A 21,364-nucleotide genomic window follows, 5' to 3' on the forward strand; every position below is an offset into this window, starting at 1 on the left:
TCGTTATTTATGGAGCCTCATTGTGATGATGAGGCTCGACTATGCAGGACATTAACAGGCAGACCAAAGAAAAAAACATCACTCATCGTATAAAAAATAGCATGCATATCCCCTGACCGACGGGGGTCTCCTATACTCCTCATGACAAGTACTAGTGCTATCTCACAAAAGCGGCAAAAGTGTCTACTTGAAAAAGCGCTACAGAAAAGAGATTTTTTCTGATGGAACTCATAGCTTCCATCGTCAGCACAATAATAGCGCCCACTCTTGTGACATAAGATATGTTCTAGTGTTTTGGAACCAGCCAGTTTTCTACATTCCCTTTTCCATATTTTTCCTTCCAAGAATCAAGGGCTTTGTCATTGCCCCCATGAACTTTCATTTCTTCACCAGTCTTAGGGTTTCGATAAACTTTTAGTAAACGAGTAGAGCGGAAGTTTGGGCCAGCCGGAATTAAACTCCAGCTGAGAATCATATGTATTAGTTTTCCGGGTGTAATATTATATTCGGCCATCAATGCATCGGTTTTCTTTTTAAACTCAAGAGCGTTCCTAATTTCTTCATCTTGCTCTAACACAGCTATTTTTTTTTCCAGCGACTTAAGCTCCATTAAGGCATTTTCGTACACATATAAGAGGTTAGGGTTTATTCCAAAAACTTTTGCAAGAAACAGCGTCTTTTTAGCATTCCCAGGTACTTTGTGCGGAACATTCGATTCCTTAATAGCAAGTGAAGCTATTTCCGGACCCAATCCTGTAGAGACTGTTATGTTCCTGACACTCGATTGTTCAACTATGTTGCGGTATCCCTGTTTGTTTTCTACCTCAAGAAGCGCTCTTTGAATATCTATGGGAGCACTAGGATTATTACCTACAAAACCAAAACTCACCCCTGCCGGATATGACGACGCCAGCATCATGCGTATGGTTTCAATCGCTTTCATCTCTTCACGTTGCTTTGCTTTCTCTGCTAGGGGCAAGAGATCGCTTAGTAAAAAGTTCGCCTCAGCAAATAAAGGAATACCTTTCTGTAGCATATTCGCAAGCGTTGAGCTGGCAAGGTCCGCAGCCTCATTAAAAGTCATACCACGTGCAATTCGGCTCGATGCATTAATTAGACCTGCATCAGGAATCCATGCAAACCTTTCTGCTAAAGTATCTAACCACTCTGCAGGAAGACGCTCCCAGTCACGCTTTCTTAGAAGGTAGTATGCGGCAGCGGTCGCTGCCACTGGGTCCGAAAACTTATCCTGAAGTAGCTTATGCGCAAAGTTACTTCTTGGTTCTAGCATCGACTCGATAGATTCAAGTGCGTTGGCTCTGAGAAACTCCAATATAGTTTCGGCATCAGGACTATATCCCCCTATTAGTACTTGTGGCGCATCAATACCTGACGGGTCTCGCAACCCTATAATTAATACGCTTGCATTATTGTATGGCAATGCAACAACTTGTGGCATATCACTATCAAGACGTAATACCAACGCTCTGGCGCAGCTAGCACCGTTCATCTCAAGTTGAATTGCATTTTGGGAGTGAGGCACCTCTCTCAGATATCGCTCTATAGAAACTTGGCACCAATCTTTTGAGTATTCGCTTTTCTCCCATAATTGAAACCATGCATCCCACATTCCTGGTTGCTCTAGTATAGGACCTCCTTGCTTCCTGGAATCTAGCCGTACTATAGACCACTGCATCCATTCAAAGGTGTTGGGGCAACCTCCAACAATAAATGTAATCTCGTCATGCCATGTATGATTATCATCTCGCAATGCTTTAGTTTGCGTGATGCCATTAGGCAAAACCAAGCGTACGAAGAGAGGTTCCGTACGACGTTTATACCAAAGCTCTGCTGGGTCATGAACACTTACTGGCCCCGAGGTCAACACATGGCCTGTTGCGTCAACGACAGATGCTGGTAAAGTCGGGTAGTAATCTTGTTTGCCTTGCACTCTGAGATGAATCTGAAGATGACTGTATCTCATATATCAACTACTACGGGTAAGAGGTAATTCGGCGGTTCAAGATGTTGAGCACCACTGTCATAAAGCTGATGATCCAGCGAAGAAATAAGCACCGAATAAATGCCTCTAGATACTTCTCTTTGCCACACTCCAGCTGTAAGCCCGCCAGTTAATATAGGCGCGCCACTAGGGCCGAGATCAACAATCGAATAACTGCTCCTGATCTGGAGCGCCTCAGGCGTAAGCGCAATCTCTAATTTGACCTTAGGCACCTGAGCCGTAATGTGCAGAGGCAAATCTTCTCCTCCAGATATAAAGCATGTGCAAGCCTGAGCGCCCCCGCCTCGTTCTTTGTTTATATCATTAAGCAGCTTAGGTATAGCTTGTGTAAGTGCGAAGCCATTAATCTGCCACCTATTCATGCCAGGAGGAAGAACTACGCCACAGAAACCATTGAAAGCTCTTAGAAATGCATCAGTAAAACGTGAAATACCATTGCTGTCGCCATAGGCTGGTTGTCCATCAGTAGAAGATACAACCTTAGTCATTCCTCTATTGACAACCATAGTTGACTCACTTTCTTCCAATAATGCTCCTGCAGGAGTTCCGCCAATTCTATTAGCAAGCTCTCTGCTGAATGTACTACAGGCATCAATGAATATATAAAGCTGGGATTTAACCTGCCTTTGAAGTGCTCGTATTGTACTTGATATATTGAAGCTGCCAGTTTCAAAAGGGCGATTTATTATGGCACCATGATCATCCAACAATAAAAGAAGATCAGAGCCTCCCCCCTTTATTCCATGGCCACAAAAATAAATTACTCCAACACTATCATCATTTCGCTTTATTTCTTCAAGCCAGCGGTCGAATCCAACGCGAACGTTGGGTAAAGAGGCATTTTCAATAATATGAGTATTACCATCTACAATAATCTCTTCACGTTGCACGGAAGTAACCAATATTTCGACTGTGGTTAAAGGCGCACGTGGATTACTCAGTCCAGTATAGACATCCCCCTCTTTTTTCAATATCCAGTGAGCTATTTCCATCGCCGAAATAGGAGGAGACCTCAAGACACTGAGCCCCATATGAACTGCAGAGTCATATTCCTCGGGACCACCACGCAGATATTTATAGTTGCCTACCCCAATTATTAGAGCGTGCGTACCAGGAGCTTCACTTATCTCACGAAGTCTTACTTGCGTCATTGCCTATCATGCCTTCAACAATGCGTTTTTCCAGTCGCCTATAGAAACTGGGCCAATTAAAGTAACCGGAATGCGCTCCAAATACGGTGAAACCAGTTTCATACTCATAGTCTTTTACCGTGCCTGGCACGGATGCTGTAAATACTGGTAAGACCTTGAATCCCAACACGTCATTCGTATCGAAGATATTTAGCCAGTGTTTCACCCGTGTTGGTGATGGAATGGCCTCACGCGGGGTAGCTGAAACATCAGTCCGGCCAGGACTACTTAATAGCAATGACATTTCCTCAAATAGGCCAACTTGAGATCCCACGGTTACCCATACATCAATCTCAAGTTCCATGTTTTCCGCATAGTGTGTGAGAATGTCGTAGACTATTTCCCCACCGAAACTATGACTAATTACTATCAGCGGCTCCTGCTTATTTTTAGCTACAGACGCAGCTTGATTAAACGCGTCAATGACAACTGAAGCTATTGGCCCCAGCTTGCTTCCATCGCCACGTTCATCTAAGTACCGAAAAGCATCTCCTACAAACGTAGCAAGCGCCCGAGTTAAAGGGAGCCGGGAAGGTTGTACAACTGCCCTGGAAATTTGGGCCAGGCCTAATAATGCCGAGCGCCTAAAGCCTTCGCTCAACATATCCCAAAATCTCTGCCCACCTAAAGCTTCAATAGAAGCTTTAGGTGTCCTTGGCTCCACTAAATCAAAAACCTTATTTAATAATGCATCGCCATCAGAAATCTGTGATAACCATTGATTATGTTGCTCAGCTAGGCGGTCTTGGGCTAAGCAGTACGCCTGCGCTACCGCTTGAATGTCTTCTTCGGATTGGGCCTCCAAAATGACTGCATCAAACAGCAGATCTACGAGCAGTTCAGGTTCACGCTCAGCAAGGTTTTTTATTTGGTCACCGTCTCTGAGCTGACCGCTCTCAAGAGCAATCCCCAATGCTGGCGACAGTACATTTACATCAGCTCCCAACCTCTCGTCTTCGTTCCCCCTGGGCACGACCTCAAGATTTCGCCAAAAGCGAACGCCATTACCACCCCAATAAGGAGAGTAGATCTGGTGAGTAGGATCAATACCAACGGCAGGGGCGACTAATCTTCTGAGAAATGCTGCTCGTAGCTCTACATCACGGTTATAGCTATCGTCCAGTCGGTTATTGACGCCATGAACAAACACGAATGGCATGGAAGTCCTCTCCTCATGCTGCTACACCAAAAGCATAGCCCAAATCTGTTAGTGCGAAACAATAATTAAATCCGAAGACAAACTCCCAGAGCTAGAGAAATTCTTCCCTCAATTTTCCAGCCGAAGCCCCCCCCAAAATCTTCGCAATCCGCAACTGCAAAAAGCGAATTAGCCCGTTTCCGGTTCTGACACCACCCATTAACCAATTGTTTTTATTTAAAAAATAATCTGGCACAGGGGTTGCTCCTAGTCTTGTGAGTTTTATCACTACGACCTGGGGACGTTATGAACATCACTGAATATTCTTGCAACGATTATCTCGTCATCGCGCTGGATGGGACTTTTGACGCTAATGCGGTGCAGCATTGCCGGCAGCAGTTGGAGGAGTCGGCGTTGAATCATGTTGGCGGGGTCGCTTTTGATTTGAGCGATGTGTCTTTTATGGATTCTTCCGGCATCGGCGCCTTGGTTTTTATCTATAAGCAGTTGCACGCCAATCGTCGGCAGATGGCGCTGGTGGGGTTGCAGGGGCAGCCGCAGCGTTTAGCCACGTTGTTGCGTATCGACCGCACCATTCTGTCCTTTGACACCATGAAAAGCTTTATCGCTCTGCAGCACCCAGTACAGGAGCAGCGGGCATGAGACGCGTACGTCTGCTGATAGCGGGCGCGGGTCTGTGCGCCCTCGCCGGCTGCCAGAGCTGGCCGGAGGCCGGTAAAGGCGGCGCGGCGGAGATCCGCAGCGGCGAGGTGCAGCGCTATCATCAGATCAGTTTCACGCCGGATCAGGACAGCCTCGCCAAACAGGCCCAGTTAGAAAAGCTGGAGTTGGATGCGCTGAGCTTGCTGGGCGGCGATTATTGTATTCCCGCCCAATTAAGAACGCTGCGACAGCGCTTGCATCGCGCATTCAGAGAACTGGACGCGGGGCTGTTTCCAGACGCTTATAACAGTCTGGCGATTCTGCACAAAGAGACGAAAAGCGCCAACGCCCAGCTGGCTTACCTCAACGAACACACCACCTGCGCGGTCGCCGGCGACCGTAACGGCGTCGACTCAGCCATAGGCGGCTTTCCCCTGGCGGTGCATTTCGATGTGAACCAGTCTGAGTTGTCAGAGGGCTATCGGGGATATCTCACTCGCTTGTCCACTTATCTGTTGGGCGACGCCTCGGTAACCATCGAATTGATCGGACACACGGACCAACGTGGCGAAAACGACGCCAACCAGCATCTGGCCCAGGCCCGCGCCAAGGCGGTTGCGGCGTTTCTGGCGCAACAAGGGGTGGCGCAGACGCGCATCCTGATCCGTGCCGAGGGCGAAGAACAGACGTTGTTGCAGGACGCGGACAGCCACTCCCATGGCTTCAATCGTCGGGTGGAAATCTACCTCAATCGCCAGCAACAACGCGGCGCAGTATCAACGCCCATTCCCCAGCGCGATTGGGAGTCCCATTTACAGGGACGCTACCTCTAAAACAGGACCCGGATTACTATGGCAAGTCAAACGCACCCTATCATCCCTCATTCGATCAGAACGCCAGAGCGAGGCGCTCGCCTGACGCTGTTGACTATTTGGCTGACGGCGCTGATCGGAATACTACTGACTTGCCGCCATGTAAGCGCTGAAGAGACGACAGCGCCATTACAACCGGGCGATCAACTCTATCTGGGTCTGACGGGAGAGCAGGCGTTCAATCGTAACTTTTCCGTGGATCGTGAGGGACGCATTCTGTTGCCGGAAGCCGGCCCGGTGAAAATCGCCGGACAACCGCTGAGTTCAGCGACGCAAATGATCCAGCTGGCGCTGGGGCAGGTTTATCGGGATGTGGAGCGCCTGCAGGTGACTCTGGCGGAACGCAATCTCATCATTGACGTTTCCGGTTATGTGGAGAACCCCGGCAGCGTATTGACGCCCATCGCCGGCGACGTGCAAACCGCGATCACTCTGGCGGGCGGGTTGCTGCCCGGCGCGCAACTGGACCGCATGCAAATTCAACGGGGTGACGACATCATCTACTTCAGCTACAAGGCGTACCTGGACTCCGGCGACCGTTCCAGCCTGCCGCCGCTGCGTTCTCTGGATCGACTGTTTATTCCCGCTTCGCCGCTGATTGGCAATGTGCAGATCGACTTTGACGCGCAAACCCTGGCGGCCAGCGGCGACGCCAGCGACGACCGTCAGGCGGTGCGCATCTTCGGCGAAGTGAAAAGTCCGGGACGCTTCAATTATGAACCGGATTACAGCGTCATCGACGCCATCATGCGCGCTGGCGGCGTGACTCGCTACGCCGCCGTCGAGCAGATCAAAATCATTTCGGACAGCGCCCCTTACAATTTCAATCTCAAGCGCTATCTGGAAAGCGGCGACGCGTCGCTGCTGCCTCAGCTGAAGCCCAACTCCACCATTTTCGTGCCCATCCAGCAGGACGAAATCAAAGCCGGCGCTAATGTGGTCTACGTGATGGGCGAGGTGTTCAAACCCGGCGCTTTTGAAGGCAAGCCCGGCGCCACGCTGCTCGATATCATGGCCAACGCCGGCGGCCCCACTCGCTTCGCTGAATCGCGGCAGATTCGCATCCTCAAGGCGGATGGCTCAGTGATCCCCTTCGACCTGCAAGCCTATACGGAGGGCGTCAGTCGCGTCGCCTTGCCGGAAGTCGCGCCGGGAGATGCGGTCTTCGTGCCGGAGAAAACCGACGTCAACGAAGCGTCCTGGTTGAAAACGCCGCCGGATCGCGCCGTGGAAATCATCGGTCAGGTCTACAATCCCGGCCGCTTTGAATGGTCCGATGAAATGACCCTGATGGACCTGCTGGGCCATGCTCAAGGCCCCACCGCCCGCGCCGACATCGCCAACATAAAGATCATGCGCCGTAGCGGCGGCAAAGTCCTGTCCAGCACCTTCAACCTGGACCGCTTCATCAAGTACGGCGGCGATTTGAGCGAGATCCCCCAACTCGATTCAGGAACATCCGTGATTATTCCGGAACTGCCGCAAGACCCTTCGGACAACAAGGCGCAATGGGTGCGTCAGGCGAAAGAGAATTCCATCTACATCATGGGTCAGGTGGGCGCTCCCGGCCGCTACATGTTCAATGAAGAGATGACCTTTCTCGATATCCTCTCCGCGGCGGACGGTCCCAACGGCTCGGCGGACATCCATAACATTCGCATCGTGCATCGGAACGGCGCCCAGGCGCGCATTTCCAAGCTCAATCTGGCGCTTTACTTTGAAACCGGCGATCAGACATTACTTCCCGTGGTCAAACCCGGCGACTCCATCTTCGTGCCGGAAAAAGACCGTAACTGGCTGGAGGAAACTAAAGAAAACACCGTCAGAGTGCTGGGCTCCGTCAACAAGCCCGGACGTTACCGCTTCAGCGACGACATGACCGTACTGGATCTGCTCGCCCAGGCGGGCGGCGCCACCGCCAGCGCCTACATTGAACGTATTGTGGTGGTGAATACATCCTGCTGCGCGGACAGCGCCAGCAGCTTCGATCTGGAGAGCTTTGTGAAAACGCCGGACATGAGCAAGCTGCCGGTGTTGCGTCCCGGCGACACGCTGTATATCCCGAACAAGTCCGATAGCCACTGGGCCACGCTCAGCAGTGGTCTGGAAGGCGTGTTCAAGATCATTTCCGTGGTTGGAATCATAGGAGCGCTGTGATGCCTGCTATCGAAAACTTTGTCGAGATCGAACATGTTTACGCGCAAACCCTGGGCAAAGGACTGCGCACCCTGGCGGTGGCCGCCGTCAACTCCGGCGACGGCTGCTCCACCCTCGCCTACGCCCTGGCCCGACGCCATAGCGCCTCAGGACGGCAAACCCTGCTGGTGGACATGAACCTGTTCCGCCCCTCCGCCGATATCCGCTTCCAATTGCCGCGGGCAGCCTGGTCATTGGACAACGGCTCCAGCCGCAGCGCCATCGCCCAGGCCGGGCAAAACATGCAGGTTTTAACTGCTACACTGAATTCATCAATCGGCTTCAGGGACACAGGACTCATCAGGAAAGTCATTCAGGACTGGGAAAGCCACGTGGACGCCATTGTTTTCGATACCTCACCGTTGAAGGCGGTGAACCATCAGAATATCCCAGCGGAGCTGATTTGCGCCGCCAGTCAGGCCTGCGTCCTGATTGTGAAATCCGGCGTCACCACGGAAGCGGACCTGGAACACGCCTGCCACAAACTGAAATCCCATGATGCGCGCATTCTCGGCGCGGTGATGAACGACATCGAAAACCCCGGTCTCGCTGCGGAGCTGAAACGGGAAATCAGCCGTCTGGCGCGGCGCTTTCCTCATTTCGCCGCCCGACTGCGCCGCTGGGTTCAGTCCAGCCGTTTTCTGAATCTGCCGTTATAGGGAGACACGCATGCGGATACTCATCACCTTCCTCTGCCTGATCTACGCCGCTCTCGTCAGCGCCAACCTGAGCGCCACAGAGGCCCAGGCGTACGAATTCGGCATCGTGCCGCAACAAAGCGCCGAAAAGCTGGCTCGGGCCTGGGGTCCCGTGCTCAGTTACATCGAACAGGACAGCGGCGTGCGCCTGCTGTTCAAGACCGCGCCAGATATTCCAGAGTTCGAGTCGCGACTGGGACGCGGCCAATACCATTTCGCCTACATGAATCCCTACCATTTTGTCGTCTACAACAAGTATCCCGGCTATCAGGCGATGGCTCGGGAGAAAGACAAAATGATCAAAGGCATTATCGTCGTCGCCGCAGACAGTTCCATTCAGGATTTGCAGAGTCTGCAAGGCGCCGACCTCGCCTTTCCCGCTCCCGCGGCATTCGCCGCCAGCGTGCTGCCTCAGGCGATTCTGGCGCGTCAGGGTATCCGCATTCAGCCGCAATACGTGCTGACCCACGATTCTGTGTATCTCAATGTGATGCAGAAGCGCTTTATCGCCGGCGGCGGCGTAATGCGCACCTTTAACGCCATGCCGGATGAGGTCACCCGTAACCTGCGCATTTTGTGGACCACGCCGGCGTACACGCCTCACGCCATCGCCAGCGCTCCCGGCGTGCCGCCGCAAGTGGTGAAGGCGGTGACGCAGGCAATGACCCGGATGGGCGACAGCGAACAGGGACGCGCCCTGTTGCAGCCCCTGAGCATGCGCGGTTTCATTCCCGCCGCCAATGCCGATTGGGATGACATTCGGGCTCTACAGATTGATTTGCTGTAGCGGCGATAGAGGTTAAAAAGAGTGCTGAGACTATGTCCTTTCGTCTAAAAACCATATTGGGCGTCGCACTGATCGAAGCCGTCTTCATGACGGTGCTGATCTTCAACTTCCTGCAGATCATGAACAAGTCCCACTTGAAACAGGCGCAGGAAGAAGCCTCCCGTTTTGGCGTGCTGTTCAGCGCCGCCGCCACCAATGCGTTGCTGTCTTCAGATATCGCCACGCTGAACAGTATGGTGGCTGAACTTCTCACCAGCCCTCATGTCACCTATGTGTCCATCCATGACAACAGCGGCGTCCTCAGCAGCGGCGGCGAGCGCCCTTCCCCTGACGACAGTCTCGGCGCGACCCTGCAGCGGATTCCCATCAAGGTGGGCGACGCGGTCTTCGGCGCCGTTGAACTGGGAATTGACGCCAGCGCCATGGATGAGGCCTGGAGACAGGCTCGGGATCAGAGCATCCGCATTGCGATTATCGGCGTGGTGCTGGTGGCGCTGGTTTCCATGATGTTCGGCTCCTATCTGACCCGCCAACTGCAATTGATGCGCAGCGCCCTGCGCCGCCTGCAGGAAGGCGACTTCAGTCTGATTGAGGCCAACCCCGGTCGGGATGAACTTGGCGCAACCATCAGCGCCTTCAATTTGATGAGCCGGGAACTGGAAAGCGTGCACCGGGACATGCGGGCAAGCCTGGAGCAAGCCAGGGCGCTGGCGCAGAAGCTGCATTTCAGTGAAGCGCAATTGCGCGCCATTACTGACAACATGCTGGATGGCCTGATTACCTTGGACGCCGGGGGCAAAATACGCTACATGAATCATGCCTCGGAAACCATGTTCGGCTACGCCATGAAAGAGTTGGAGGGGCATCGTTACGATCTCATTATCGTCGACCAATTGCAGCGGGACCGCATCGAGAGCTTTATCCTCAAACTCTCTCATCATCACGCGCCGGCCCATGTCACGCGGCAGACCGACGAATGGGGCTATCGCCGCGACGGCAGCCGCTTCCCCATCGACCTGATCATCAACGCCGCCGAAATAGACGGGGCCCAGGTTGCGATTCTGACCTTTCGGGATTTATCCAAGATCAAAGAACTTAAGGAAATGGCGGACATCAACCTGGCGGTGAAAGAGGCCATGCTGGAGTGTTCCCTCAACGCCATTGTTTCTGTCAATGACGGCGGCAAAATCGTCGAGTTCAACCCTGCGGCGGAGGAGATGTTCGGCTACTCCCGAGACGACGTCATGTTCCAAGCCGCCGCGAATTATCTGGTGCCAAGCGCCTTTCGAGCGGCCTTTCAGGAGCAGTTGGATCAGTTCAAGTCGACAGGGCGCTCGCCCTTTCTCAATAAACGCCTGCAGGGGCAAGCAGAACGTCGGGACGGCGCTGGTTTTCCCATCGAGATTTCCGTCACCGTGTCCAGACTGGCGGGTTGCTACGTTTTCACCGCCATGCTGGAAGATATTTCCGAGCGCCGTCAGGAGCAGGAATCCCTGCGCAACGCCATTGAGGAAGCAGATCGGGCCAATCACGCCAAGTCGGATTTCCTCGCCTCCATGAGCCATGAGATCCGCACGCCTCTCAACGTAGTGCTGGGCACCGTCGAGCTGTTGAAAGACACGCCCCTCACCCGTCATCAGCGTCACTATCTGCAATCCGCGGAAAGCGCCGGGAAAAACCTGCTGGAAATCATCAATGACGTACTCGATCTGGCCAAAATCGAAGCCGGTAAACTGGAGCCCAACCTGGGTCCCTGCAACCTGCCCGCGAAAGTCGAGTACGTCACTCGCCTGCTGTCGCAAAGAGCTCATCAGAAAGGCCTGTTTATTCAGAGCGTGATCGACGCCAACACCCCCGCCAGCCTCATCACCGACAGCAGTTTCGTGCGCCAGATTCTGGTCAACCTGATCGGCAACGCCATCAAATTCACCCAGCGTGGCGGCGTCAATATCATGGTTTACGTCACTCATGTGTATGGAGCCCAACATCTTTGCATTGATGTCAGCGACACAGGACCAGGGATCAGCGCGGAAGCGAAAAAGCAGATATTCTCCGAGTTCTTTCAGGAACACCGCCACAGAGAAGGCACAGGATTGGGGCTAATGATTTCACGTCATATGGCGAACATCATTCATGGCGACATTACCCTGGCCAGCACAGTCGGCTCCGGATCCACATTCAGTCTGCAGCTACCGCTCACTAACGCCGCGCCAACCACCGTCAATCGCGCCAACCTGGAGTCCCTGGTTGCGCCGCTACAGGGCCATCGCATTATCATCGTCAGCGACAGCAGAGAGTGGCGGCGGGCCTTCCAATGGCAACTGCATCTATGGACGCTGGACAGCGTCTGCTGCCTGCAAGAGGAAGAGCTGCGCAATCACCTCGACAGCGGTCTCAAGCTCATCGTATTGCTGGACATGGAGAACCCGCCGATCTGGATCGACGCGGCGTTCCACGAGCCTGCTCTGACCCGTATCGCCGTATATCGCCACGCCAACCATCCCAGGACGGAAGCGGAAGGTTGCTACGGCGTCCTGCATACGCCTGCGACCCGTAGACAGACCTTGCAGGCTCTGCTCGCCTGCGCCCTGGGACGGCCCATTGAGACGCCTGTCAGCGTTGAGGAAGCAGTGCTGCATCGCGACGGCCTTTACGCGCTTTCGAGCGCTCACTCTTTGGAGGCGGATCAGGCAGAAATTCTGGTGGTGGACGATAGCGACGCCAATCTGCTGATCGCCCGCTCGTTTCTGGAGTACGCCGGCTTCCACGTCGACACCGCTCTCAGCGGCGAAGAGGCCATTGAGAAAACCGGAAGCAGCGCTTATGACCTGATCTTCATGGACATGCGCATGCCCGGCCTGAGCGGCCGCGAAACCGTGGAAGTCATGCGCCGGCGCGGACTGACCACGCCCATCGTGGCGCTCACCGCACACGCTATGACCTCAGAAAGGGAGAGTTGTCTGGCCGGCGGCATGCAGGATTTCCTCACCAAACCGGTGGACCGCGCTCGCCTGATTGAAATGGCCAGTCACTGGATCAAGAAAAACGGCAAGAAGTCCTCTCCGCCAGCGCCGCTGTGCAATGCGGCGCCCACAGCCGCGCAAGCGCCCGCCGAGCCTGGCGCCAGCAATGCGTTGATCAATCCCAAAGCCTTGGAGCAACTGCTCAATGACACCTCGGCGGACACGCTGAAACGCATGCTGGCGATATTCTCCACGGAACTCACCAAGCGGGTGGACGCCATGCAGGAACACCTCGGCGAGCAGGACTACGAGCAGTTTGAAATCTGCGCCCATGCGCTGAAAAGCAGTTCGCAGACCTTCGGCGCGCAGCGCATTCATCTGCACGCCAAAGCCATTGAAGAAGCCTGCAGAGCGCATAACTACACGGAGGCGGAGAACGAATATCTTTCCATGCGCCAACTAACCGACTCGACATTAGAGGCGTTGAATGAACTCCACCCTTTTAACTAGCCATCCCGGCTACGACCGACTGTTCTATCAATCCCGCCCGGACCTCGCCGCGGTGGGCGCGGCGCGGGAATGCGCGGCCCGCTTCCTGGTGGGCAAAGGCGTCGACAATCAGCGCTGCGAGGACATGCAGCTGCTGGTGGCGGAGTACTTCACCAACGTGGTGAAACATGACGCCCAGGCCGACTTTATCGCGCTGGACAAACGCAGCGGGGATGGTTTTGTCGACCTGCTGCTACTCGATAATGGCGCGGATCTGTCCTCCCTGTTCGACGCTGAACGCAATATCGAGGATTTGTTATCGGAGAGCCCTTTGCATGAAAACGGCATGGGCCTGACGCTGATTCGCAGTCTGGCGCCCCACGCGCGCTACCAGCGCATCGTCGGCAAAGACGGCGACTTCAACAGCTATTGCGTGCGCATAAAACTGACCCGCGCCCAACCGCGCATCGCCGTGATCGACGACGATCTGACTCAGCTGCATCTGCTGCAGGCGTATTTGTCCGACGCGTATGAAGTCATCTCTCTGGAAGATCCCCGCGAAGCGGAAAAGGCGATCATCGAGCAGCCGCCGCAGTTGATTCTCTGCGACATCAATATGCCCCATCTCAACGGACTGGAGCTGCGCAAACGACTGGCGGAGCGCGCCGCCACCCGCATGATTCCGTTCATTTTTATGAGCGGATGCGCGCCCCAGCAGGTGCAAAGCAGCGCCGCGCACCTGTCCATCGACGGATTTATCGAAAAGCCCATGAGCAAACAACGGTTGCAGCAAACCGTGGCGCAGGTCATCAAACGCTCCCAGGATGTGAGAAGCACCCTCAACGCCGAGCTGGACAATCGCGTGTCGTCCCTGCTGTGGTCGCCGATCCCGGAGCGCTTCAGCCAGATTCGAATATCCTCGGGGTACCGGGTCGCCGCCAGAGGCGGCGGCGACTTCATCTTCCATCGCGACAGCGGCGACGCTTTTACGTTGATCCTCGGGGACATCATGGGGCATGGGGAGCAAGCCAAGTTCTTCGCTCATGCGGCGGCGGGCTATCTGCATGGCCTCTGCCACGCCACGCCCCATGCCGCGTCCCCGGGAAAACTGTTGAATCAGCTGTCCCATTTCGTCGCCTCCTCGCCGCTACTCGCGCGCACCGGGCTCACCTGTCTGGTCATACAACTGCGTCCGGACAGTCGCCGCCTCACCATCGCGTCCGCCGGGCACCCTGAGCCCTGGCTGTTATCCCAGGGCGAACTCAGCCCCATCGCCTGCGGCGGCATGATGCTGGGGCTGGCGCATAACTACGCTTATGAAGAATGTGAGCTGGACCTACCGGAAGATTCCGTATTCATTGGCTACACTGATGGCTTAACAGAGCATGGAGAAGGTGCTGTGGAAGATCGGGAGAGTGCGGTTCGCACGCTGCTCGCCGCCAACCTGAAGCAATACCCCCAGGCCCCGGCGCAGACCCAATTGGACGAAGCCTTGCGCGCGACTGGCTCCACGCTTGAAGACGATGCGACTTTGTTGCTACTCAGAGCCAGCCCTTGAACGTTCACTCGTGGCGATGAGATGGATTCACCCATGACCCAATGGAACCTGATGTGAAGAAACGGATATTGTTGATCGAAGACAGCCTGTCCCTGGCGTCCCTGTATCAAAACTACCTGGAAGCGGAAGGCTACATGATCGTCACGGTGGAAACCGGCCGCGACGCCATCGTGCAAATACTGCGGGAGCCGCCTGACGTAGTGCTGCTGGACCTCAAGCTGCCGGACATGGACGGCATGGATATCCTCAAGCGTATTCAGCAGGATGACCTGCCCTCAACAGTGATCGTCATGACCGCGCACGGCTCCATCGACATCGCCGTCAACGCCATGCAATACGGGGCCTTCGATTTTCTGGTGAAGCCTTTCGACGCCCGTCGCCTGCAGGTCACCGTGAAGAACGCGCTGGCCAACAATAATCTGGTGAAAGAGGTGCAAGGTTATCGGGAGCAGTTCGCACGCCGGCACTATGAAGGCTTCATTGGCGAGTCCCTGCCCATGCAAGGGGTATATCGCATCATCGACTGCGCCGCCCCCAGCAACGCCACGGTGTTCATCACTGGCGAAAGCGGCGTCGGTAAAGAGGTATGCGCCGAAGCGATTCATAACCGCAGTCCGCGCAAACAAGGTCCTTTCGTCCCCTTGAACTGCGGAGCCATTCCTAAAGACCTGATGGAAAGTGAGATATTCGGCCACGTCAAAGGCGCCTACACCGGCGCTCTGAATAACCGCGACGGCGCCGCCACACAGGCCCACCGCGGCACCCTGTTTCTGGATGAAATCTGCGAGATGGACCTGGAGCTGCAAACCAAACTGCTGCGCTTTATTCAAACCGGCACGTTTCAACGGGTCGGCGGCTCGCAGCAGGAAACCGTGGACGTCAGATTCGTATGCGCCACCAACCGCGATCCCCTACAGGAGGTGCAGGCGGGACGTTTCCGGGAAGACCTGTACTACCGACTTCACGTCATACCCATCTACCTGCCGCCGCTCAGGGAGCGGGAAACCGACATCAAGCTGCTGATGGAAAGCTTTCTGCGGGAATACGCCAGGCAGGAAAACAAACGCTTCACCCGTTTCACGCCGGAGGCAGTCAATATCATGATGGCCCACCACTGGCCCGGCAATGTGAGAGAGTTGCAGAACGTCATCCGCAACATCGTGGTGCTCAACAACGACGACGCAGTGACGCCGGACATGATTCCGTTTCATTCCCGAGCCACGACGAGCCCCTGGCCCCAGCGCCCCTCAGCGCCGCAACTCGAAACCGTCCTGTCCCCCGAAACCGGCCAGGAAGACTCCCCCATCAAACCCCTATGGCTCATCGAAAAAGAAGCCATCGAACAAGCCATCGCCCACTGCGGCGGCAACATCCCCAAAGCCGCAGCGATGCTCGACGTCAGCGCCTCCACGATCTATCGCAAAAAGGAGAAGTGGGAGCAGGATTAAGCGCCAGCATGCGCTGTAACAGGAAGAGCATGACAGTCCCCCCCCGGATACTCTGACTGTTTACAGACTCAGCCCGCCTCTTCCCCATCGATCCCGGTAGGAATCGGGGTTATATGAAAGTGGTCTGGGTAAGCCAAAGTCTCGGGACGTTAGAATCGCAACGAGCGGACGATAGGGAAAGCCTTCCACTCGGCATCGTTTTCCCGCATGCGCCTTGAACAGCAGAAGCTCACGAATATCTTTATTAAGATCCAGCAGCTTAATTGGTAATTCACATAGTTCGAAACTTCCCCCCACTTCAGACTGGGTGACCCAAAACAAAAAGTCTTCTTCGCCTTCAGGGGTAACGGCTTTGAATATGTACCCTTCGACGCACTTAACCACCGCGATAAGATCAAGCACTCGCGTGGGTGGGCAATAGCGCGCAAGTTCCAGAATGGGAGTTTCCCCCAGGGCATGACGAATAATGGTCTTCGCCAACACTATTTGCCCTTTATCAAAGGGCTCCAAGCGAACGGAGCTGCACATCTCAAAGGCCTTGAGGATTTCCTGCTGACTATTGCCTTCCCCTTGAAGGAAACGTATCCAGCCATACAGGTGGGAATAGGGAGACCGGTGAATATGGCTATCCATTTCTGTGAACCAGATGGTTATATTCTTTATCGGTTCTATCGATTCTCAGCATTCGCGCAAATCCTTATGTGTGTTTTAGTCATGCTAGGCTTACCCGGTTTTCGCTCCATAATCAGCCAGCAATTCATCCAGCCTCTCCAGCTCAATTTCAACATAGCGATGGAAATTCACGTAGTCGTCACGCCCAATCAGAGAGGGCAGCAAACGAATAGCCCATTCACACTTTTTTGCCTGGAAGGCTAAGTTTCCCTGGTGGCAAGCCACTTCCTGCAGCATTTTTAAACTTAGTAGCTTATTAGCGACGCAGTCCAGGATAGCGTTATACGACGCATCTTTATTTCCGATTCTGGTCCAATCTTCATCAACGAAGCGTTGCGGCATGTATTCACCTTGTTGTGGGCTCATCCCTCTCCCTTAGACCCCTTAATATCCCCCTCCTCGTCTCTTAATTTGAGGGTCCAATCAGCGTCAACCAATCTCTCGGCCATTTAAATTTCCCCTTCCATGCGCCCGGTGATTAACAGGTCAGCATCATCGCCAAGTTAATAACATTCCGGATCATTTCCTTGTTCAGACTCCCCGGTTTCAAGCAATCCATCCAACTTTTCCAACTCCACGTCCGCCAAATAGAAATAGTGGGTAAAGTCAGCCTCTCCTATGTGGCTTTTGAGATTATGCAGGCAACTCTGGCAAGTCAGTATCTGGCGCATGATGTCGGGCATTTCCTCCGCCGCGACGGAGAGCTCACATAACTGGATCAACTTGCTGACGATAGTGTTGACCACTTGCTCCTGGGGAGTGTCGGCGCTTCCTGCTATGGCCCAGTTAAAATCGACATACGGCTTTGTCATTATCGATGTTCTTCAAGCGGAATTAAGCCAACAATAATAAATTTAGTTGATCTTATTGACCCAGCGAGCCCCGGTTTATATTGATATGGCATAACAAAGGCCGACTTTGGGTTAAGAACGGGCTTTCACTTATCACTTTTTTTTGGGGGGGGTGGGTGGAATACTGGTTTTCTCTGGAGTGCGCGGACTTCCCACTTAAATCTTCTATACTTTGGCTACATGGACCAGTAAAAAATATCGGGCTTGACGCCGGTCCCCTTTCTTAACGATCCAGATCTGTATTCCCATGCATCCAACTAACCTATGGGAGCTGCCGCTTCCTCATCTACTTGCGGAGACTGATCACGAAGGCGCCTGGATTGAGTGCAATGATTTATGGCGCGAGTATTCCGGGCTGTCTGCGTCCGACTCCCTTGGCATGAGGTGGATCGAAGTCATTCACCAGGACGATATTTCTACCGTTCAAAGAGGATGGCGGTCCGGTATCGCAGCCGAAGTCCCTTTCGAGCTGAAGATGCGCCTTCAGCGTTCTTCTGACTCATCTTATCGATGGCATGTCTGTCATGTGGTCCCACTCAACAATGAGCAGGGCGACATTCCAAACTGGCTCGCGTCTTTCACAGATATTCAAGGTGACAAAGCGCAACAAGAGAATGGTCACTCCTCCGTCGCCAAGTTACAGAGTGAGAGAGAAATGCTGGCGACCTCCAATGACTATCTGCTCGAAGTATTGCGGGAGTATCGTGAAACCGAAATCCGGCTGGAAAAAACGACTGAGAAGCTCAACCAGATTGTTGAAACCCAGTCTCACTTGTCGCAGGCAGAAATAGACATGACGGCCTTTATGCAGCTGGTGACAGAAAAAATGCTGACTGTCACTCCCGCCACAGGCGCTGTCATAGAACTCATGGAAGGCGACGAGATGGTTTATCAGGCCGCCAGCGGCTCCGTTCATCAGTTCGAGGGGCTGAGGCTAAATTTATACGACAGCCTGTCCGGCCTCTGCGTCACTGACCGCAAAGCCCTTATCTCTGAAGACACCGCCAATGATCCAAGGGTTAATCATGAAGCGTGCAAAAAAGTCGGAGCGGCCTCCATAGTGGTTACTCCCCTCTATGAGGAAGGCAATATCATAGGCGTGCTGAAAATCCTGTCCGACACGCCACATGCATTTGATCATGATGACTTGAAAACGCTGGAGATGATGGCCGGCCTCATCGGCTCAGCCATTGGCCGCAAGATCAGGTTACAGGAAAAAGAAGATTTATTGATGGCGAAGTCTCTGACGCTTATGCAGATGAAGCAGGAGGAGGCGCAGCGAAAGAATATAGAAGCGCAGTTAAAAGCCAGCGAAATGCGCATCAGGCGTATCATAGAAAGTTCTCATGAAGCATTCATCGCGATGAACGCATGCGGCGTCATCACAGACTGGAACCCTAAAGCCGAAGAAACATTTGGCTGGACCGCCACAGAGGCGATCGGGAGCAAACTATCAGATTTAATCATTCCGACAGGGCTCCGTGAAAGACATGAAATTGGCATGCGCAAATTCATTGCAACCGGTCAGGGGATCGTTTTAGGAAAGCGCCTTGAACTGCTCGCACTCAATAATAAAGGCGAAAAAATCCCCGTAGAAATCACCATTTCCGCCATTTCAGCACAGGAACAATGGCAGTTCTGCGCCTTTCTCCATGATATTTCTGAAAGGAAACAGATTGAGCAAAAACTGCGTCATTTAGCCCAGTACGACAGCCTCACCAGCCTGCCCAACCGCGCTTTATTCTATGACCGTCTCAATCAGGCTTTCGCACGCTCCCATCGTAATAATGCGCTCTTCGCCCTCATGTATCTGGATATCGACCACTTCAAGGCTATCAACGACACCCACGGCCATGGGATTGGCGACAAACTGCTGTCCGCGTTCAGCCACCGCATTCAACTTATTATCAGAGAATCTGACACCCTAGCCCGCCTGGGTGGAGATGAATTTATCATCATTGCAGAGAGCATTGGCGACCAAAGCGACGCAGAGCACATTGCCCAGAAAATACTTTGGGCGATGAAAAAAGAGTTTCAATTAAATGAAGTGAACATCCAAGTTGGAACAAGTATTGGCGTCGCGCTACTACCCACTCACGCCATTACGGCTGACGGCCTGGTCAAGATGGCGGACAAGGCGTTGTATTCGGCCAAAAAGGCAGGCAGGAACACCTACAGGGTATATGAAGAAACCAGTCCGGCGACGGGAAAACCTGACCGTTAAATCACTTGCAGGCGCCGTTAATGCCAAAGGCTGGAAACAGGTCAGAGGCGGATACTGAGCTTTTACAATTTAAGATGGTCAAAGTGTGGTGCTATTCGAAAATCACGCCTTGCCCGAACCGTCCGGCCATTCGTGTTTGATAACCATATCAAGCTCGCGCCAAAGTTCCTGCAGCAGTTCCAGTTGCTCTTCGCGTATTCTTTTATCTTGAGCACTGGTGGGCGGTTGTGAATCCAGGGCGAGGGTCAAGCGGTAGATATCGTCAATGATTGAGGATTGTTCCGACTTCATAGCCTTCTCCAGATCCAGGTAATAATGACTCTCGGCAAGTCTTTCACGATCAGAGCGGCATTTCAACGGCTATGCAAAACTGTGGGCGACTTGCGCTTTCACCCATCGATTTCGCTTACGCCTTCTATAATGAAATAAATCAAGTGATTTTAAACAAGCCTCACCGCAAGGCATTCAATTTTTTGGCAGAGCATTATGACCAGACACCTTGCGCTCACCCTTGCGTTTTTGCTGTTTACTGCCGATAGCTCAGCAGAGGCCATGCTGATTGCGGTAATAGGGAAAACCAAGAACGACAGTTTTTATATCTCGTCCTATAACGGGTGTCAGCGCTTTGCAAAAGCCTATCCTGAAGTGGCCTGCATTTATGATGGTCCCGCTGACTTCCAGGATCCCCGATCGCAAGCCATGGTGGTGCAAAAAATTCTCAAGCAAGGCGTCGATGGGCTGCTGATTTCCACAACAGATTCAGAACATCTGGTGAAAAGAGCCCTTGATATCGCCAAGTCAAAATCGATCCCAACGATTATGTTTGACTCGGATTTGCTGCCGGAGCACAGAAGTTACCGGATGGCTTACGTCGGCACTGACAACGTGGACTTCGGCAAAGCGCTTGGCGACTACGCAAAGAAGTATAGGCGCCCAACAGGGATTACAGAATTCTGTATCCAAAGCGGCCACCCCACCACGCCAAATCTGAATGAACGTATCGCGGGTATTCGCCTGGCGCTGAGCGAAGCTGGATCCGCAAGCTTTTCAAATAACACCCTGGGATGGCGGGAAAACAGTCGCTGCCCCCTTTATTCAGAGGGCAAGAGAGATACCGCCTTCTTTCAACTGGAGCAAATGATTACAGCCTACAAACCGCCGCCCATCATTATCGCCGTTGCGGGCTTTGCCCAGTTCTCCCAGGATTACATTCCCCGCATCAAAAAATATGCGCCCAAAATAGCCAGCAATGAAGTGGTCATCATTTCCGCCGACACCGAGCCGTTACAACTCAAAGCGCTATCTGAAGGATTGTCTACGGCTAATATTGGGCAACGGCCATTTGAAATGGGCAGGCTGGGCGCCGAGCTTCTGTACCGCTATATCAAGCATGGAGAGACGCCCGAAAAAGAGTTTTACCACCTGGACTACCATTACTGCACGCCGGAGAATATTGATTCCTGTATTGTTGAGTAGATCGCTACGCCACTTTAAACCGGCATCCGCCCTGCGGCCTCCCCTCCGGCGATTGCCGCGAATGCGCAAAGGGCTTAAGCGAATCAATGGGACGACACGACAGGACTTGGGTAAGT

At 53.5% G+C, this 21,364-nt stretch carries 17 protein-coding genes; 10 read left to right on the top strand and 7 right to left on the bottom strand.

The features are described from left to right. Positions 1-286: 286 nt before the first annotated feature. From O5O45_RS12085 to O5O45_RS12095, 3 genes are read right to left on the bottom strand one after another with little or no spacing between them, the layout of a single operon-like run. Positions 287-1,984 (bottom strand): histone-like nucleoid-structuring protein, MvaT/MvaU family, encoded by a 1,698-nt coding sequence (locus O5O45_RS12085; RefSeq protein ID WP_305905478.1) that lies wholly within the window; start codon positions 1,982-1,984, stop codon positions 287-289. Continuing rightward, positions 1,981-3,174 (bottom strand): caspase family protein, encoded by a 1,194-nt coding sequence (locus O5O45_RS12090; RefSeq protein WP_305905479.1) that lies wholly within the window; start codon positions 3,172-3,174, stop codon positions 1,981-1,983. The genes O5O45_RS12085 and O5O45_RS12090 overlap by 4 nt, the downstream gene beginning before the upstream one ends. Beyond that, entirely contained in the window at positions 3,152-4,372 is a 1,221-nt protein-coding gene (locus O5O45_RS12095; RefSeq protein ID WP_305905480.1) for a hypothetical protein, read from the bottom strand. The genes O5O45_RS12090 and O5O45_RS12095 overlap by 23 nt, the downstream gene beginning before the upstream one ends. Positions 4,373-4,657: 285 nt before the next feature. Between O5O45_RS12095 and O5O45_RS12100 the strand changes: the two genes are divergently transcribed. From O5O45_RS12100 to O5O45_RS12135, 8 genes are read left to right on the top strand one after another with little or no spacing between them, the layout of a single operon-like run. After that, entirely contained in the window at positions 4,658-5,014 is a 357-nt protein-coding gene (locus tag O5O45_RS12100; RefSeq protein ID WP_305905481.1) for an STAS domain-containing protein, read from the top strand. Further along, entirely contained in the window at positions 5,011-5,847 is an 837-nt protein-coding gene (locus tag O5O45_RS12105; RefSeq protein WP_305905482.1) for an OmpA family protein, read from the top strand. The genes O5O45_RS12100 and O5O45_RS12105 overlap by 4 nt, the downstream gene beginning before the upstream one ends. Before the next feature lie 18 nt (positions 5,848-5,865). Next, positions 5,866-8,043 carry an SLBB domain-containing protein gene (locus tag O5O45_RS12110; RefSeq protein ID WP_305905483.1) on the top strand — a complete coding sequence of 726 codons (2,178 nt, stop codon included), beginning with the start codon at positions 5,866-5,868 and terminating at the stop codon, positions 8,041-8,043. Continuing rightward, positions 8,043-8,741: a tyrosine-protein kinase family protein gene (locus O5O45_RS12115; RefSeq protein WP_305905484.1), complete on the top strand. Its 699-nt coding sequence runs from the start codon at positions 8,043-8,045 to the stop codon at positions 8,739-8,741. The genes O5O45_RS12110 and O5O45_RS12115 overlap by 1 nt, the downstream gene beginning before the upstream one ends. A 10-nt stretch (positions 8,742-8,751) precedes the next feature. After that, complete coding sequence (locus tag O5O45_RS12120) at positions 8,752-9,567, top strand: phosphate/phosphite/phosphonate ABC transporter substrate-binding protein (protein ID WP_305905485.1); 816 nt, start codon at positions 8,752-8,754, stop codon at positions 9,565-9,567. A 32-nt stretch (positions 9,568-9,599) separates the two neighbouring features. After that, positions 9,600-13,040 (top strand): PAS domain S-box protein, encoded by a 3,441-nt coding sequence (locus O5O45_RS12125; RefSeq protein WP_305905486.1) that lies wholly within the window; start codon positions 9,600-9,602, stop codon positions 13,038-13,040. Further along, the gene (locus O5O45_RS12130; RefSeq protein ID WP_305905487.1) at positions 13,018-14,577 is read left to right on the top strand and encodes a SpoIIE family protein phosphatase; all 1,560 of its coding nucleotides are present in this window, start codon (positions 13,018-13,020) and stop codon (positions 14,575-14,577) included. Before O5O45_RS12125 ends, O5O45_RS12130 begins: the two co-directional genes overlap by 23 nt. 53 nt (positions 14,578-14,630) lie before the next feature. Further along, entirely contained in the window at positions 14,631-16,025 is a 1,395-nt protein-coding gene (locus O5O45_RS12135) for a sigma-54-dependent transcriptional regulator (RefSeq protein ID WP_305905488.1), read from the top strand. A 60-nt stretch (positions 16,026-16,085) separates the two neighbouring features. Here the strand turns inward: O5O45_RS12135 and O5O45_RS12140 are convergent, their stop codons facing one another. The 3 genes from O5O45_RS12140 to O5O45_RS12150 form a co-directional block, all read right to left on the bottom strand. Further along, positions 16,086-16,658: a hypothetical protein gene (locus O5O45_RS12140; RefSeq protein WP_305905489.1), complete on the bottom strand. Its 573-nt coding sequence runs from the start codon at positions 16,656-16,658 to the stop codon at positions 16,086-16,088. A 90-nt stretch (positions 16,659-16,748) separates the two neighbouring features. Then, a complete protein-coding gene (locus O5O45_RS12145; RefSeq protein ID WP_305905490.1) occupies positions 16,749-17,063 on the bottom strand; it encodes a hypothetical protein in 315 nt (104 codons plus the stop codon). Positions 17,064-17,200: 137 nt separating this feature from the next. Next, positions 17,201-17,509 (bottom strand): hypothetical protein, encoded by a 309-nt coding sequence (locus tag O5O45_RS12150; RefSeq protein ID WP_305905491.1) that lies wholly within the window; start codon positions 17,507-17,509, stop codon positions 17,201-17,203. A 286-nt stretch (positions 17,510-17,795) separates the two neighbouring features. Between O5O45_RS12150 and O5O45_RS12155 the strand changes: the two genes are divergently transcribed. Next, on the top strand, positions 17,796-19,772 hold the full coding sequence (locus O5O45_RS12155; RefSeq protein ID WP_305905492.1) for a diguanylate cyclase domain-containing protein: 1,977 nt from the start codon (positions 17,796-17,798) through the stop codon (positions 19,770-19,772). A gap of 102 nt (positions 19,773-19,874) precedes the next feature. Here O5O45_RS12155 and O5O45_RS12160 read toward each other — a convergent pair whose 3' ends face one another. Further along, entirely contained in the window at positions 19,875-20,063 is a 189-nt protein-coding gene (locus tag O5O45_RS12160) for a hypothetical protein (RefSeq protein WP_305905493.1), read from the bottom strand. 195 nt (positions 20,064-20,258) lie between these two features. On the opposite strand from O5O45_RS12160, the gene O5O45_RS12165 reads away from it, so the two are divergent. Further along, entirely contained in the window at positions 20,259-21,248 is a 990-nt protein-coding gene (locus tag O5O45_RS12165; RefSeq protein WP_305905494.1) for a substrate-binding domain-containing protein, read from the top strand. The last annotated feature ends 116 nt before the right edge of the window (positions 21,249-21,364 follow it).

The organism is Hahella sp. HNIBRBA332 (assembly GCF_030719035.1).
Classification (GTDB): Bacteria; Pseudomonadota; Gammaproteobacteria; order Pseudomonadales; family Oleiphilaceae; genus Hahella.